The sequence below is a fragment of the Fulvivirga sp. genome (genome assembly GCF_040220315.1).
Lineage (GTDB): Bacteria > Bacteroidota > Bacteroidia > Cytophagales > Cyclobacteriaceae > Fulvivirga.
Map to the genome: position 1 here is coordinate 1 of NZ_JAVJUY010000374.1, position 15,376 is coordinate 15,376.

Sequence of the window (15,376 nt, forward strand, 5' to 3'; positions counted from 1 at the left end):
CTAACAACTCATTAATAGCCATTAATGAGTTGTTTAAATCACTCAATTCAGCTACATCCCAGAATTCCAATTTAGCTACACCTTGAAGTAGCTTTCTAACCCGCTCGGGGTTATCAGCACCTGGAATTTCTATCTGTATTCTACCCGTACCTTGCAATCTTTGAATGTTTGGCTGCGAGGTTCCAAATTGGTCAATTCTGGTTCTCAAAATGATGAAAGATCGATCGATTGCGTCTTCGATTTCCTTTTCGATTACATCCATCACAACATCATCGCTATCGCTTCGGCTAATTCTACCTCTATTAGCCGCGGTGGCAAAAATTTCTGATAAAGGTCGTTCTGCAATTTCCTGATATGACTCATAGAACAACGTGCTAAACCTTGCCTGGCTGTTTTTTTGTTTTTCCCGCGCTAATTGCAGTGCTTCATTAAATTTGGCATCCTTGCTGTTTCCACTTAAACCTTTGATAATATCGATAGGTGAAATTTCAAGTGTTACATGCATACCTCCTTGTAAATCAAGACCTCTGCTGAGCTCGGTATCTTTAACTTCTTTGTAAGTGTATTCTATACCGAATAGATTATATACTGGAAGGTTCCAGACTGAATCAAGGTAATTCTGTTTCTTAGACAGATCAACAACACCTGTCTCGCCAGTAGCATATGCCACTGCATCTTGCTGCACGTTACGAGAAACAAACGTGAATGATAAGTAATAAACGCATAAAAACGTTATTATGATTGTCAGTGCGACAACCGCTCCTTTGTTTTGCATTTTAAATAAAAGTTTAGATTAATAGTAATTAAATAAATTGATCGGACACACCTGTTGGTTAGGGTGCATTGGGAGAAATGATCAATCGAAATAATGTTTGGAAGTAGGACGTAAGCCCTGAAAGCCTTTCACTCACTAACGGCTTTTCAACCGGATTTTCATCATAAATATGTGTAATAAAGTGTAATACACTTTGTGTTGATAACTCTACTGCAGTTGATAATGCCTGATGACCCATTTTGATAACCACATCTGTTGATTCATCTGAGTTATCAGAAGATTGCTCTAAGGCCACAGCATTTTCTACATTGCTAACATACTCAAAATATAAGCCTTGAGACACTAGTATCACCAATGCTGCCAATACTCCAAGTGTAATTCCCACAGAGTGCTTAAATTTTGATATGTATTGTGAGATTTTCATTCTAAAATCGGGGCAAAACTAATGATTATCTATTATAATGCAACACTATAACTTTAATCGTGCATGCAAAAAGCCACTTAACACTTCTAATGCGTTATTAAAGTGGGTGTTATTCGGAATGATTATGTCCGCTTCACTTTTCAATGGTTCCAAATACCTATCGTAAGTGGGCATTACATGGTTCTCGAATCGATAAAGTACATCATCCAAATCATAGCCCCGCTCTGTATTGTCCCTAATTATTCTTCTTTTTAACCGTATGTGGTCTTTGGCATCAATAAAAATTTTTAAATCCAGCAAATCCTTCATTTCAGGAAAGTGCATAACAAACAAGCCTTCAACAATTACGATTGGTGCAGGGCTAAATTCCAATTTTTTTGGTGTAATAGCAGGATTGTTAAAGGTGTACTCTTTTCTAGTAAAACCTTGACCGCTTTTGATTTTTTTTATGTCATCGACAAATGCTATTGAATCAATAGAATCCGGTAAATCGAAATTTTGAACACCATTCACGTCAATTGGTTGCTTGTCCCGATCGATGTAATAATTATCTTGCGAGATAAGACAAACATCACCTGCCTCAAATTTTTCAATCAGTTGATTAAGAAACAGAGTTTTACCAGATGCACTTCCGCCAGTTATGCCAATAACGTATGCCAAATCAGTCAAAACTATTGATTAAATAATTTACTAATTTTCTTGTAGCAATGCCTCTATGACTTATCTTATTTTTTTCTTCAATCGACATTTCGGCAAATGTACAATCAAACCCATCGGGAATGAAGATTGGATCGTATCCAAATCCGTGACCACCAGCTCTTTCATCGGTTATTGTACCTCTTACTACACCTTCAAATTGATGATTCACTCCATCTATAATTAAGGTTATAACCGTTCTGAATTGTGCCTTTCTATTTTGCGCATTTGTCAACTTCTCTAGTACTAGATTGATATTGGCCTCATTATCGCGGCTATTACCAGCGTAACGTGCGGATATCACACCAGGCTCGCCATCCAAGGCATCAACTTCCAATCCTGTATCATCGGCAAAAACAGCTACTTGATAGTTATCATAAACATAGCTGGCTTTTTGCAGTGAGTTGCCTTCCAGTGAATCCTGGGTTTCTTCCAACTCTTCGCTGCAGCCTATATCTTGCAGGCTTTTAAGTTTAATTTTTTCTGGTAATAGCGATTGTATCTCCTTTAACTTATTCAGGTTATTGGTAGCGAAGCAGATTTCTACTGGTGGCTGAAACATCTATTGCACAATTTCAACCAAGTCTACTTCAAATATTAACACTGAGTTGGCTGGTATACTTGCACTTACAGCACTTCGGCCGTAACCTAAACCAGACGGAATGTATAATGTTGCTTTTGTTCCTTCTTTTAACAAAGAAATCCCTTCATCCCACCCTTGTATTACCTGGCCAATTCCCAGAGAAAACTCTATAGGGCCATAGGGCTCTCTTCTAGAATCATAAATGCCATTATCAACTGCGATATTTTTATATGATGTATCGAAAACAGTACCATTTAAAAGTGATCCAATGTAATCTACCCTTACCCTCTGTCTCATTTCGGGAAATTCGCCATCCCCTTCTTCATGTATAATATATCTAAGCCCAGAAGATGTTTGTTCAGCCTCAAGGTTATTTGAAGCAAGGTAGTTATCTATCGCAGTCACGTCTATTGCCAATTGTTCTTCATAAGACACAACCACAGGTCTTTCAGGCTCATCTACACAGCCCATTGCAGAAACCAATGCGAATATTAAAAATAATTTTCTCATTCTACTATTTCAACAAGCTCTACATCAAATACTAAAATAGAATTGGCAGGAATATTTTTACCTCTTGCCCTAGGTCCGTAGGCCATGCTAGAAGGAATGTAAAAAGTAGCCGCACCACCTTCTTTCAGCAATGCAATGCCTTCATCCCATCCTTTGATTACAGAACCAGTGCCCAATTCAAATTCTATTGGTTGGTATGGCTCCCGCGCCTCGTTGTATAAACCTTGTTCTTGTGCAACTTCCTTTATACTACTATCAAAGTAGGCACCATCTAACACCCAACCTGTGTAATTTACTTTTACCTTCTGGCCAGCTGTTGGTTGATTTCCTTCCCCTTCTTTTTTCACAACATAGTTCAAGCCACTCTCAGTTTCTACTGTTTCAATATTATTTTCTAACAAGTATTCATCAATTAAAACGGCATCTATTGAATCTTGCTTCTGCGCGGCTATTACAGCATCTTTTTCCATTTGCTCCATTTTAGCAGCTTGCCAGGCATCCATTCCGGCTTTATCTTTTACATCTTCTACACCTATAAAGAAGTTTACAACTAAATCTTCAGCCAACGTTCGTGGCAGGGGGGCGTAAAAAGTATTTTTAAACAGATCACCTGCGGTAATACTAAATTTGATACTATCTCCTTTCTTTAATTGATAAAAGATTTCATTCACGCTTCCATCATCACTGCCCCAAACGCTGTCTTTCTTAAAAATGATCATAGGCATGCCATTCTTTGCTGTGCTTGTCCAGAGTGAATCATTCGCATCAATGTATTCCATGTTTAGAATAAGGAATCTATCTTTAGGTACTACTTCCCCTTCCCCCTCTTTTACATACTCAAATTTCAACCCTGACTTGGTCACAACCTCTTTGTTGCTATCACACCCTATAATTGTTACAGATAAAAATAGCAGTGAGTAAATAGTTTGTTTATACATACAATTCATTTTTAGATTTTAATTCTTCCTTATTTTCTTTTAGTAATTTTTCAAATTTTTCAACAGTAGCCTCTAGTGTTTCATACGAAATACCACCTGCCGCATTCTTGTGTCCGCCACCTTCAAAATTCTTGCGTGCAAATTCGTTTACAGAGAAATCGCCAACAGAGCGGAAAGACATTTTCACCGCCACTGTCCTATCGATGATAACGGCTGCCAGTTTAATGCCTTTAATTGATAAAGCATAATTGACCAAGCCTTCAGTATCACCGGTTTGTGAATTAAATTGCTTCAACTCATCTGCGGTAATGGCAAAATATGCTGTACTGTATTCAGGTAATATCTTAAGTTTTTCGTTGAGTGCATAGCCCAAAAACTTGACTCTGTTTACTGAATTGGTGTCATAAATGAGTTTTGCTACTTTCGCGGTGTCTGCACCTTTATCGATTAAATCAGAGCAAACAAGAAAGACATTTTTAGTGGTATTAGGGTGTTTAAAACTTCCCGTATCTGTCATAATACCAGCATATAAAGCCTCTGCAATATCTTTATCAATTAAATCACCATCGCCCATATCATTTATTAATTGATGAACCAACTCCGCTGTTGCCGCTGCTTCGATGCTCCAAAGAGCATAATCAGCAAAGTCTTCGGGTTCCAAATGATGGTCGATAAGTACTTTCTTTGCTTTTGACTCCCTTACAAGTTCACCTAGTTCGTTGATTCTATGCAGATTAGAAAAATCCAAACAAAAAATGAGGCTGGCATCCCCTACTAACTCCTTTGATTTCTCTTGTTCATTATTCTCAAATACAATTACCTCTGAATTTCCCTTCATCCACGACAAGAAGTTTGGATAGTCTGTTGGTGAAATGACGGCTACATCATGTCCCTTTTTAATAAGATAATTGGCCAGGCCGAGAGAAGAGCCCAAAGCATCCGCATCTGGTTTATGGTGCGTAGTAATCACCACCTTTTGAGGTTCACTTAAGAGCTTTTTAAATGAATCGAAATTTTGCATTTTTTGATAGCCGATTAGCGCATCAGCTGAAATTTAAGGGGCAAATTTGACTATAATTATGTTCTTAACCAAAATGCTAGAACGGATTAAATGAATACTCAAGAAATGGTATCTATAAAATAAAATTCTATTTTTGCGGCAAATTTTAGAAAACACAATATTATGGCTAAAAATAGAACTTTTACAATGATTAAACCTGATGCAGTGAGCGCAGGAAATACCGGGGCAATCACAAAAATGATTGAAGAGGCTGGTTTTAAGATCATTGCAATGAAAAAAACGTACATGTCTAAGGAGAGAGCCGGACAATTTTATGAAGTACATAAGGAAAGACCATTCTATAATGATCTTACTACTTATATGTCTTCTGGCCCAATTGTGCCAATGATCTTAGAAAAAGACAATGCTGTTGAAGATTTTAGAAAGTTAATTGGTGCTACTAATCCAAAAGACGCAGCTCCTGGAACCATCAGAGCACTTTTTGCAGAGTCAATCGAGGCAAACGCAATTCACGGATCTGATTCTGACGAAAATGCACAAATTGAAGGAAATTTCTTCTTCTCAAGAGTAGAGCAGTTCTAAATTTAGAATAAGTGATTATTGGAAAAGGCACTCGAATGAGTGCCTTTTCTATTTTGTGTTAATACAAATATTTTTCGGCTCGGTGAAAAACCTGAGTGCTTCCCATCCACCTTCTCTTCCTACACCTGATTGCTTCATGCCACCAAATGGGGTTCTTAAATCCCTTACTAACCAACAGTTTACCCAAATAATACCACTTTTTACCTTGTCAGCTACTCTGTGAGCCTTTTTTAAATTTTCTGTCCAAATAGTGGCAGCTAAACCATAAGCGGTGCTATTAGCATAACTTACCACCTCCTCTTCAGAATCAAAAGGCATGATAGTTACCACCGGGCCAAAAATTTCTTCCTGGTTTGTTCTGCACGCATGATTTAATCCGGTGATAACAGTGGGTGCAATAAAGTAGCCCTCCGCACATCGACCTTCTAATTTTATTTGATTTCCACCAATTTCAACTTTCCCACCCTCCTTTTTAGCAAGATCAATATAGCTCAATACTTTTTCCATGTGCGGTTCTGAAACTACTGCCCCCATTTTAGTAGTTTCTTCAAGTGGGTCACCAACTGTCAAGTTTTCTACTTTGTCTACAAATTCTTTTACAAATCGATCATAAATCGTTCTTTCCACAAAAATTCGCGAGCCACATAGACATATTTGTCCTTGATTGGCAAACGAGGACATTACAGATGTGGATAGTGCCTGATCAAAATCACAATCTGCAAAAATTATATTGGGATTCTTACCGCCAAGCTCCAGTGATAACTTCTTAAACATTGGAGCTGCAGTTGCCGCAATTCTTTTGCCTGTTTCAGTACCACCAGTAAAGGAAATAAGTGGCGTATCTGGATGCTCAATAATTGCTTGTCCAGTCTTTGATCCAAGACCATGAATTATATTTAAAACTCCTTTTGGCATACCTGCTTCTATACAAAGTTTGGAAAAAAGAAATGCTGTCATAGGAGTTATCTCTGATGGCTTTGCAACTACCGTATTGCCTGCTGCTAAAGCCGGGGCGATCTTCCAGGTAAATAAATATAATGGCAGATTCCATGGTGAAATACACCCTGCAACACCAACTGGCTTACGTGTTGTATAATTAATAAATTGATCATCTGGAATATGTGCTTCTGAAGCAAAATGTTGGATTGCAGTAGCATAAAATCGCATATTAGCCGATGCTCTGGGAATGTCCACACTTTTGGCCAATTTCAAGGGTTTTCCGTTGTCTATAGATTCCGCCAAAGCCAATTTTTCATGATCTCTATCAATAAAGTCGGCTACTTTGTTTAGTATATTCCCTCTTTCTGTAATCGATAATCCTGACCAATCAGGAAATGCTCGTTTTGCTACATCTATAGCGTTCTCAACATCCTTTTTATCTGAATCAGGAATGAGGCTGTACACTTTTCCTTCTGCCGGATTGTAGTTATCCAAATAGTTACCAGAAACAGGCTTAACTAATTGACCATCTATATAATTAAAAATATTTTCCATTAAAGTGATGCTAACCGCCCTCCGTCAACAGGTAAGTTAATTCCGTTAATATAGCCCGCGCTTGGACTTACCAAAAACATAATAGCCGCAGCAGTTTCCTCCGCTGATGCAAATCTCTGAGCAGGAATCTCAGCCAACATTTCTTTTTCTATTTCACTTTCCAATTTGCCTAATTTCTTAGCTTTATTTTTAATGATAGACTCCAAACGTATGGTCTGCGTAGCTCCCGGAAGCACATTATTCACCGTGATCCCAAAACCTCCAAGCTCATTGGCCAGAGTTTTAGACCAGTTTGCCACTGCACCTCTGATGGTATTAGAAACACCAAGACCTGGCAGTGGGGCTTTTACTGAAGTTGAAATAATATTCACAATTCGTCCGTAGCCACTCTTTTTCATCAAAGGAACAACTGCCTGAGCCAATATTTGATTGCAAATCAAGTGTCTGTTAAAAGCAAGTCTATATTCTTCTATGTTGGCATCTATTGCTTTACCACCTGCTGGCCCACCACTATTGTTTACTAAAATTTCAATTGAGGGTATTTCACTTAATGCGGAATCAAGATTTTTCTTTAATTCAGAAGGGCTATCAAAATCAGCTACTATATAATGATGTGATTGTTTATCCTTAGTAGATAAGGCTTTAATTGTTTCTTTTAGCTTTGCTTCATTTCTTGCTATCAGTATGATGTTAGCTCCATAATTGGCAAGCTCTAAAGCCGTTGCCTTTCCTATTCCATCAGTACTTCCGCACACGACAGCTGTTTTACCTTTCAAATCCAGATTCATACGTTTCTTTCCTTCTGATTAGTATTCAATTTTTGTTAAATTTAAAGAGAAAATAACAAACAGTTTATGGCTATCAAAAGACCATTTAATCTCAAAAAGTGGATAGAAGAAAATCGTGATATATTAAAACCACCTGTTGGTAATAAAAACCTGTATGCAGATGCCGGGGATTACATTGTTATGATTGTAGGCGGACCAAATGCACGAAAAGATTATCATTACAATGAAACAGAGGAGCTTTTCTATCAGTTAGAAGGTGATATACTTGTAAAAATTCAGGAAGATGGTAAGGCAGTTGATATACCCATTAAAGAAGGCGAAATGTATTTACACCCAGCCAAAGTGCCTCATTCACCCATTAGACCTGCTGGCAGTGTAGGACTGGTTATTGAAAGAAAAAGAGAGGCTGACCATACGGATGGCCTCATGTGGTTCTGCGATAAATGCAATAACAAACTTCATGACACCTATTTTCCGTTAACCAATATTGAAAAAGACTTTTTACCAAGATTCAAAGAATTCTACGGGTCTAAAGAAATGAGAACCTGTGGCAATTGTGGCCATGTGATGGAAACAGATGAACGATTTGTTTAATGTATCAGGAAGTATATAGTAGCCCCATTGGCAACTTACTTATATCGGCTGACTCTGAATCTATCATTGCTATTGAATTTGATGAACGTGTAGAAAAACCTAACCCTTCGGCAATAACAAAAAAATGTGCCTTCCAATTAGACGAATATTTTTCAGGACAAAGAGAAATGTTCGACCTTCCGCTTAACCCAAAAGGAACAGCGTTTCAAAAATCTGTTTGGAGTGCACTCAAACTAATTCCGTTTGGAAAATCCATATCGTATTCCGATTTAGCCATAGCAATTGGAGATATAAAAACAATTCGAGCAGCTGGCACTGCTAATGGAAAAAATAGAATTCCTATTATCATACCTTGTCATCGTGTCATTGGAAAAGATGGTTCTATGGTTGGATTTTCTGGTGGGGTTTGGAGAAAAGAGTGGCTACTAAAACATGAAGGTATATTACAGGGTGAGCAGATGAAGATTTTTGGCTAATATTGGCAAAACTCTAATTATGGATTTTAAGAATACCGAGGAATTCGCACTCGAGTTAGATAATTTAGACCCGCTGAAAGAATATAGATCACAGTTTCATATTCCTATAATTAATGGGACTGAGTGTATCTACTTTACTGGTAACTCATTGGGTTTACAACCAAAAATAACAAAACAATATCTGGAAGAGGAACTTGAAGATTGGAAAAATTTAGGCGTTGAAGGGCATTTTCATGCAAAACATAGACCATGGTTTCACTATCACAAGTTCACTAAAGAGTTGCTGGCAAAAGTAGTTGGTGCCAAACCATTGGAAGTGGTTTCTATGAACAACCTGACTTCCAACCTTCATTTATTGATGGTTTCATTTTATCGGCCAACCTCTTCACGTTTTAAAATTATTATGGAAGGTGGGGCTTTCCCATCTGATCAATATGCAGTAGAAAGCCAGGTTAGGTTTCGCGGTCTTGAGCCTGATGTGGCTATTGTTGAAATATTCCCCAGAGACGGAGAAGAAACACTGAGAACAAAAGACATTACCAAGGCCATCCATGAACATGGCGAAAGTGTTGCTTTAGTACTATTCAGTGGTGTTCAATATTATACAGGACAGTATTTTGATATAAAGAAAATAACAGAAGCAGCTCATAAAGTTGGTTCCTTTGCCGGTTTTGATTTAGCTCATGCTATAGGCAATGTAAAACTCAATCTTCATGATTCAGGAGCTGATTTTGCCACCTGGTGCAGCTATAAATACCTGAATTCAGGGCCAGGTGGTGTAAGTGGTATTTTTGTACATGAGAGACACGCAAATAACCCTAGTCTACCACGATTTGCAGGATGGTGGGGACATAATGAAAGCGAGCGATTTAAAATGGAAAAAGGATTTATTCCAATGGAAGGCGCAGATGGCTGGCAGTTGAGTAATGTCAATGTATTATCAACTGCTGCACATCTTGCCTCGCTGAAAATATTTGAAAAAGCTGGCATTGATGAACTAAGAAGCAAAAGTATTTTACTCACCGGCTATCTTAGGTATTTATTAAATAGTCTCAATTCCGATTTGATACAAGTGATAACACCAGAAGCTCAAGAAGCTCATGGATGTCAATTATCTATAGTAATTAAGGAAAAAGGAAAAGAAGTCTTTAATCAATTAACAAAAGAGGGCGTAATAGCTGACTGGCGAGAACCCGAAGTAATTAGGGTGGCTCCTGTACCTCTTTACAATACGTTTAAAGATGTTTATACATTCTATTCCATCCTGAAAAAGACAATGAACTTATGAAAAGTGTAAAAAACATTACCATTGCTGGCGCAGGCCTGGTAGGGTCATTAATGTCTATTTATCTCGCCAAGAGAGGATATAAAGTCACCATTTTTGAAGGCCGAAAAGATATGCGTGAAGCCGGAAAGTCTGAAGGGAGATCGATCAATTTGGCGCTGAGCAATCGTGGATGGAAACCACTCAAAGAAGTAGGACTGGAAACCATAGTTGAAAAAATGGTTATTCCTATGCGAGGCAGAATGATGCATGATGAAGAAAGCTTATTGACTTTTCAGCCTTATGGCAGAGATGGCCAGGCAATTAATTCTATCTCACGGGGTGGGTTAAATGAGATACTGATGAATGCAGCTGAGAAAGAAGGAGTAGCAATAAAATTTGAATGTAAATGCGTAGGTATCAATTTTGATGAGAGCATCTTGCATTTTGATAAATCTGGTGCCCGGTACAGCCATAACGCTGATTTAATAATAGGTGCTGATGGTGCGTTTTCGGTACTAAGAAGGTTAATGCAAAGGACAGATCGTTTCAACTATTCACAGCATTATATAGAACATGGCTATAAAGAGCTTACTATTCCACCGAATACTAATGGTGGTTTTGAGATTGAAAAAAATGCACTTCATATCTGGCCTCGGGGTAATTTCATGCTTATAGCACTGCCGAATCAGGATGGTAGTTTTACTTGTACACTCTTTTTTCCATTTGAAGGAACCCCTTCTTTTGCAAGCCTGAAAAATGACGATGATATTAGAAGTTTCTTCCAAAGCACATTTCCAGATGCCTATGAACTGATGCCTACTTTATTAAAAGATTTTCATAATAACCCTACATCTTCATTAATTACCATAAAATCTTACCCATGGGTAAAAAACAAGACTTTACTTGTTGGTGACGCCAGCCATGCCATAGTACCGTTTTACGGGCAAGGGATGAATAGCGGCTTTGAAGATTGCCGTGTGCTCAACGATTTACTCAATGAATTTGATGACGACTGGGAGAAGGTTCTTCCTAAATTTCAGGAACAGCGCAAACCAGATGCGGATGCCATTTCCGATCTGGCCTTAAAAAATTTCATTGAGATGCGTGACCTAGTCGGAGATGAAGATTTTCTACTTAGAAAGAAGATTGAAGCAAGAATATATGAGCAATTTCCTCAAAAATGGATTCCGTTATATTCGATGGTAACCTTTAAAGAAGACATGCGGTATTCTGATGCTATGAAAATAGGTGAAAAACAAAAAGCCATTATGGATAAAGTAATGGCTCAGTCAGATATTCATAAAAATTGGGAAAAGCTGGACTACAAGAAGATCGTAGATCAACTATAACCCTAATTTTCTTTTTAGCACATCGTAAGTGTCCTTTTCCTGAGAATCGGGATCTGCATCTGGGCCGGCAAAAAGGTCTAGTGTTTCGTTTAAAAATTCTTTTGATGACGGACTGGTTTGCAAATGCTCTTTTAGGGCGTCTAAAAATTTACTTTCCCACATCTCCCTGTTTTTTAACAAATACCGTATTTCTGCCTTGTAAATCAACATAAGGTTTTCTTCCTTCTCTTCTGTACCTAAATCTTCTGTGGCGAATTCATCACCTAGTATTTTAGATAATCTTTTCAATGTCATCCACTCTTCGCTATCTAATTGGCCATCGCTCATCACTAACAAACACGCAGGCAACAAATGAGCAATGTAAACGAATTGTTCTTTATTTACATCTAAAAATCTGGCTTCAGTATATTCCTTGTAAAGACTATCTATTTTTCCTGTCGACATCTGGTTAAAATTTAATGTAGTAGATCACTAAAATATAATTTTATGATTAATTCAACTACCTATTAATTGATTATACTGTTCGTAATAGTCAAAAATATCACGTACGTAATTTACGGGTTCATCACCCCTGCAATAGCCCGATGTTACTATAGGATCAGTAAAGTACTCTTTGGTAGATTTTAGCCTCAGAAACTTAGCTACATTGCCTTCCCATAGTGTAGGATCATGATCATATTTTTCAGCTAAATTCCGAGCATCTTCAACATGCCCTAACCCTACATTGTATGAAGCAAGAACAAATTTCTGGCGCATCTTTTTGTCATCAATTGTTTTAGCCCATAGGTTATCCAAATAGTCCAAATAAGCCACTGCTGCATTAATATTTTGTTCTGGATTAAACATATTTTTAGCACCAAATCTCCTGCCGGTTTCTGGTATCAACTGCATCAGCCCATAGGCACCTGCCCAGGATTTCGCTTTTGGGTCAAACCTACTTTCTCTATACATCTGGGCTACTATTAATTTCCAATCCCAATCTAATTTTTCAGCAGCCTTTTTTACCAAATCGTCATAGGGTGATATTTTATCCCCACTAATCGATGAAAATTCACTTTTTGCCCTCATCGAAGAACTTCTGGGGCTATTATAGTATTTTCTGTAAATCACATTAAAGGTTGGCTTTTGCTTAATTTTTTTCATCCACTTGTTAACTGATGCCAAAAGCTTGGGTGAGTTTTTTCTTACAGCCCAGGCTATTTGCTGAGGAAAACTAATGGGCGTTTTAACATCAATATTGGGGTAGTATGCTGCATTAACATCTGCGACCATTTCATCAGACACGGTATATTTGACATTGCCTTTGGCTACCTCTCTAATGATTCCTTCCGTTTCAACTGTGTCTGGTTCCTCAACTATAATTATGTCTCCTCCAATTTCTTGGGATAAATTTTTGAGCCTGTCAATATACGATGAGCCTTTGCGTACGTTTATCTGCTTACCAATAAGATTAACCTGATTTCGTATAAGCATGTCTTCTGTTTCATCTTTGGTGATGTCCCGCCAATTATCTGGCTTCTTTTGAACGAGCACTTGCCTGGTTGTAAAGTGGTAATCGGTGAAATCTACAATTTCTTTTCGTTCTTTAGTTACTGTGAGTGAGTACGCAATAATATCACCTTCACCGTTATTTAACATTTCAAAGGCCTGATCAATACTGGTAATAAGCCGTGTCTCCAACCTAAGCTTTTGATCATTGGCGTACTTTTTTAATAACTCATATTCATACCCCATTGGCTGGCCTTTATAAATAAAATAGCCAGTGCTGCTGTTATCAACAATAGCGATAATAGAACCGCGCGCCTTAATTTTATCTAAATCAAACTTTATAGGGGTAACGGCAGGCTTGTTTCTTGATGATAATTTATCACTCTCCTGACCTGATGGTGTACAACCATATAGATAAAGAAATGAAATGAATAAAAAAAAGTACTTCCGTACAGAAGGAACCATGTTGTTGAAAATAATGATAATTTTGAATTTCTAAAAATGTATACCTTAAAGTACGTATGGTTTTATATAATGTAACGGTGGGTATTGACCCCGAAATTGAAGCCGAATGGTTGCTATGGATGAAAGAAAATCATATACCAGCTGTGATGGCCACAGGAAAGTTTGTTGAGCACAAAATGTTTAAAGTGCTCACTCAGCAAGAAGAAGAAACCATTTCTTATAGTGTACAATACTATGCTCAAACCATGAATGATGTTGAGCGATATTTGAATGAGCATGCCCCAAAATTGGTGGAAGAACATATGAAGAGGTATAGAAACAAGCATGTGGCTTTCAGAACGCTGCTAGAAGAGGTATAACTTAGGTTAATTCAATAGAACAGTTTATCCATTCTGCATCTAGATACGCCTGATAATATTTTTTATAAAAGTTGATGGCTGGTTTATTCCAATCTAATACCTGCCAAACCATTCCAGTACAATTTTCAGCTTTTCCTTTATTAATAACCTGCTCAAAGAGAAGTTTACCTATTCCTTTTCCTCTATGTTCCTCAGTAACCACAATATCCTCCAGATAGATTCTTTTGCCTTTCCATGTTGAGTATCGATAGTAGTAAATTGCAATTCCTATAATCTCGCTACTTTCTTCTGCCACATATAAGCCAAAAATTGGATTTGGACCAAAGCCATCTCTACCCATTTGCTGTACCGTAGTTTCAACCTGATCACCCGCTTTTTCATATTCCGCAAGCTCCTTAATCAATTCCAATACTTGCGGCAAGTCTTTCTTAGCACCTTCCCTTATCTCAATCATTTAAAGTTTGTTAATTTTAATACACTTTGATTCTATAAAACATTATAAACTTAATGAAACTAATTTATTATCGAATACTCAATACAGTTGGCCTTTTAGTTGTAATTGTTACGAATTACCTCGCTAATGCTTTGCCAATTAATGGCTATAGTACTGGGGAACTTTCTGCCTTTTATCCTAATCTGTTTGTACCTGCAGGCATAACATTTTCAATCTGGGGCATCATATATTTACTGCTTATCATTTTCTCCGTTGTTCAATGGAAGAATTCAAATGACTCAGTCGTAAAATCATTAGGGTGGTTGTTTTTTATCAATTGTCTCCTAAACTCAGGCTGGATAGTAGTGTGGCACTACAGATACGTGGAATTATCTGTCCTTCTCATGTTTGGGTTACTGGCCAGCTTAGTCGGTATTTATAAAAGACTGTCGAGTCTAAACTATAATTCTGCATTCGACAAGTTTATAATTAAAGCACCTTTTAATATCTATTTTGGATGGATTTGTGTGGCTACTATAGCCAATGTTACTACACTGCTTGTGCATTGGGAATTCAACCCAACTAACCCCGGACACTTTGCAGTTGCTATGATTTTAGCTACGCAAGTTTTGGTTTATCTGGTTAATCAGCAAAAAGCCAATATTTTTTTTACAGCCACAATAATCTGGGCACTGGCAGGTATAGTGTATAAAAGAAACATGGCCGATGGTCCGGAAATCTTAATAATTACCAGTTATGCTGCTATTGCGCTGTCTGTAATTATTTACACGCTTCAACAAGCCAAAAACCGATATTCATAACTTAACCTATGCTATCAAAGCAAGTATAAGGCACCAGCACCTTGGGTATTTTAATACCTTCTGGTGTTTGATTATTTTCTAAGATAGAAGCTATTATTCTCGGTAAGGCCAATGCACTGCCATTCAGCGTGTGTAACAATTGGGTTTTCTTATCATCGCCTCTGTAGCGCAGCTTTAGCCTGTTGGCCTGATAGGCTTCAAAATTACTAACTGAACTCACCTCCAACCATTTTTGCTGAGCAGCTGAAAACACTTCCATATCAAAGGTTTGAGCTGAAGTGAAGCCAAGATCACCAGCGCAAAGATTTAATAC

Annotated in this window: 19 protein-coding genes and 1 pseudogene; 7 read left to right on the plus strand and 13 right to left on the minus strand. The window is 37.7% G+C overall.

Going from position 1 to position 15,376, the window contains the following annotated elements; translation table 11 throughout:
• From RLO81_RS19315 to RLO81_RS19345, 7 genes and pseudogenes are all read right to left on the minus strand, one after another.
• Positions 1 to 775: pseudogene (locus RLO81_RS19315) on the minus strand (protein translocase subunit SecDF); the annotation flags it as partial.
• A gap of 58 nt (positions 776 to 833) precedes the next feature.
• Positions 834 to 1,160, minus strand: a complete 327-nt coding sequence (locus tag RLO81_RS19320) for a hypothetical protein (RefSeq protein WP_350115725.1) — start codon at positions 1,158 to 1,160, stop codon at positions 834 to 836.
• Positions 1,161 to 1,244: 84 nt separating this feature from the next.
• The gene (locus RLO81_RS19325; protein WP_350115727.1) at positions 1,245 to 1,859 is read right to left on the minus strand and encodes a uridine kinase family protein; all 615 of its coding nucleotides are present in this window, start codon (positions 1,857 to 1,859) and stop codon (positions 1,245 to 1,247) included.
• Position 1,860: 1 nt separating this feature from the next.
• Positions 1,861 to 2,457: a non-canonical purine NTP diphosphatase gene (locus RLO81_RS19330; RefSeq protein ID WP_350115730.1), complete on the minus strand. Its 597-nt coding sequence runs from the start codon at positions 2,455 to 2,457 to the stop codon at positions 1,861 to 1,863.
• Positions 2,458 to 2,988 (minus strand): FKBP-type peptidyl-prolyl cis-trans isomerase, encoded by a 531-nt coding sequence (locus tag RLO81_RS19335; protein ID WP_350115733.1) that lies wholly within the window; start codon positions 2,986 to 2,988, stop codon positions 2,458 to 2,460.
• The gene (locus RLO81_RS19340; RefSeq protein WP_350115736.1) at positions 2,985 to 3,926 is read right to left on the minus strand and encodes an FKBP-type peptidyl-prolyl cis-trans isomerase; all 942 of its coding nucleotides are present in this window, start codon (positions 3,924 to 3,926) and stop codon (positions 2,985 to 2,987) included. The genes RLO81_RS19335 and RLO81_RS19340 overlap by 4 nt, the downstream gene beginning before the upstream one ends.
• Positions 3,919 to 4,947, minus strand: coding sequence for a DHH family phosphoesterase (locus RLO81_RS19345; protein WP_350115738.1), 1,029 nt, complete (start codon positions 4,945 to 4,947; stop codon positions 3,919 to 3,921). The genes RLO81_RS19340 and RLO81_RS19345 overlap by 8 nt, the downstream gene beginning before the upstream one ends.
• A gap of 162 nt (positions 4,948 to 5,109) precedes the next feature.
• On the opposite strand from RLO81_RS19345, the gene RLO81_RS19350 reads away from it, so the two are divergent.
• Positions 5,110 to 5,529 (plus strand): nucleoside-diphosphate kinase, encoded by a 420-nt coding sequence (locus RLO81_RS19350; RefSeq protein WP_350115741.1) that lies wholly within the window; start codon positions 5,110 to 5,112, stop codon positions 5,527 to 5,529.
• 48 nt (positions 5,530 to 5,577) lie between these two features.
• Here RLO81_RS19350 and RLO81_RS19355 read toward each other — a convergent pair whose 3' ends face one another.
• Together RLO81_RS19355 and RLO81_RS19360 are read right to left on the minus strand one after the other, a co-directional pair.
• The gene (locus RLO81_RS19355; RefSeq protein WP_350115744.1) at positions 5,578 to 7,023 is read right to left on the minus strand and encodes an aldehyde dehydrogenase; all 1,446 of its coding nucleotides are present in this window, start codon (positions 7,021 to 7,023) and stop codon (positions 5,578 to 5,580) included.
• Positions 7,023 to 7,811 (minus strand): SDR family oxidoreductase, encoded by a 789-nt coding sequence (locus tag RLO81_RS19360; protein WP_350115746.1) that lies wholly within the window; start codon positions 7,809 to 7,811, stop codon positions 7,023 to 7,025. Before RLO81_RS19360 ends, RLO81_RS19355 begins: the two co-directional genes overlap by 1 nt.
• 66 nt (positions 7,812 to 7,877) lie before the next feature.
• Here RLO81_RS19360 and RLO81_RS19365 point away from each other — a divergent pair, with 66 nt between their 5' ends.
• From RLO81_RS19365 to RLO81_RS19380, 4 genes are read left to right on the plus strand one after another with little or no spacing between them, the layout of a single operon-like run.
• On the plus strand, positions 7,878 to 8,405 hold the full coding sequence (locus RLO81_RS19365) for a 3-hydroxyanthranilate 3,4-dioxygenase (protein ID WP_350115749.1): 528 nt from the start codon (positions 7,878 to 7,880) through the stop codon (positions 8,403 to 8,405).
• A complete protein-coding gene (locus RLO81_RS19370) occupies positions 8,405 to 8,881 on the plus strand; it encodes a methylated-DNA--[protein]-cysteine S-methyltransferase (protein WP_350115752.1) in 477 nt (158 codons plus the stop codon). The genes RLO81_RS19365 and RLO81_RS19370 overlap by 1 nt, the downstream gene beginning before the upstream one ends.
• 19 nt (positions 8,882 to 8,900) lie before the next feature.
• On the plus strand, positions 8,901 to 10,169 hold the full coding sequence (kynU, locus tag RLO81_RS19375; RefSeq protein WP_350115755.1) for a kynureninase: 1,269 nt from the start codon (positions 8,901 to 8,903) through the stop codon (positions 10,167 to 10,169).
• Positions 10,166 to 11,497, plus strand: a complete 1,332-nt coding sequence (locus RLO81_RS19380) for an FAD-dependent oxidoreductase (protein WP_350115758.1) — start codon at positions 10,166 to 10,168, stop codon at positions 11,495 to 11,497. Before kynU ends, RLO81_RS19380 begins: the two co-directional genes overlap by 4 nt.
• On the opposite strand, the gene RLO81_RS19385 is transcribed toward RLO81_RS19380, so the two are convergent.
• Both RLO81_RS19385 and RLO81_RS19390 read right to left on the minus strand, forming a co-directional pair.
• Positions 11,492 to 11,941 carry a hypothetical protein gene (locus RLO81_RS19385; protein WP_350115761.1) on the minus strand — a complete coding sequence of 150 codons (450 nt, stop codon included), beginning with the start codon at positions 11,939 to 11,941 and terminating at the stop codon, positions 11,492 to 11,494. The genes RLO81_RS19380 and RLO81_RS19385 overlap by 6 nt on opposite strands.
• A 51-nt stretch (positions 11,942 to 11,992) precedes the next feature.
• Positions 11,993 to 13,450 carry an MltF family protein gene (locus RLO81_RS19390; protein WP_350115764.1) on the minus strand — a complete coding sequence of 486 codons (1,458 nt, stop codon included), beginning with the start codon at positions 13,448 to 13,450 and terminating at the stop codon, positions 11,993 to 11,995.
• A gap of 56 nt (positions 13,451 to 13,506) precedes the next feature.
• On the opposite strand from RLO81_RS19390, the gene RLO81_RS19395 reads away from it, so the two are divergent.
• Positions 13,507 to 13,809 (plus strand): DUF4286 family protein, encoded by a 303-nt coding sequence (locus RLO81_RS19395; protein ID WP_350115767.1) that lies wholly within the window; start codon positions 13,507 to 13,509, stop codon positions 13,807 to 13,809.
• A gap of 1 nt (position 13,810) precedes the next feature.
• Here the strand turns inward: RLO81_RS19395 and RLO81_RS19400 are convergent, their stop codons facing one another.
• Positions 13,811 to 14,263 (minus strand): GNAT family N-acetyltransferase, encoded by a 453-nt coding sequence (locus RLO81_RS19400; protein ID WP_350115770.1) that lies wholly within the window; start codon positions 14,261 to 14,263, stop codon positions 13,811 to 13,813.
• 53 nt (positions 14,264 to 14,316) lie between these two features.
• Between RLO81_RS19400 and RLO81_RS19405 the strand changes: the two genes are divergently transcribed.
• Positions 14,317 to 15,063: a TspO-related membrane protein gene (locus tag RLO81_RS19405; RefSeq protein ID WP_350115773.1), complete on the plus strand. Its 747-nt coding sequence runs from the start codon at positions 14,317 to 14,319 to the stop codon at positions 15,061 to 15,063.
• 1 nt (position 15,064) lies between these two features.
• Here RLO81_RS19405 and RLO81_RS19410 read toward each other — a convergent pair.
• A partial coding sequence (locus RLO81_RS19410) for an aminoacyl--tRNA ligase-related protein (protein WP_350115777.1) occupies positions 15,065 to 15,376 on the minus strand: 312 nt, incomplete at its 5' end.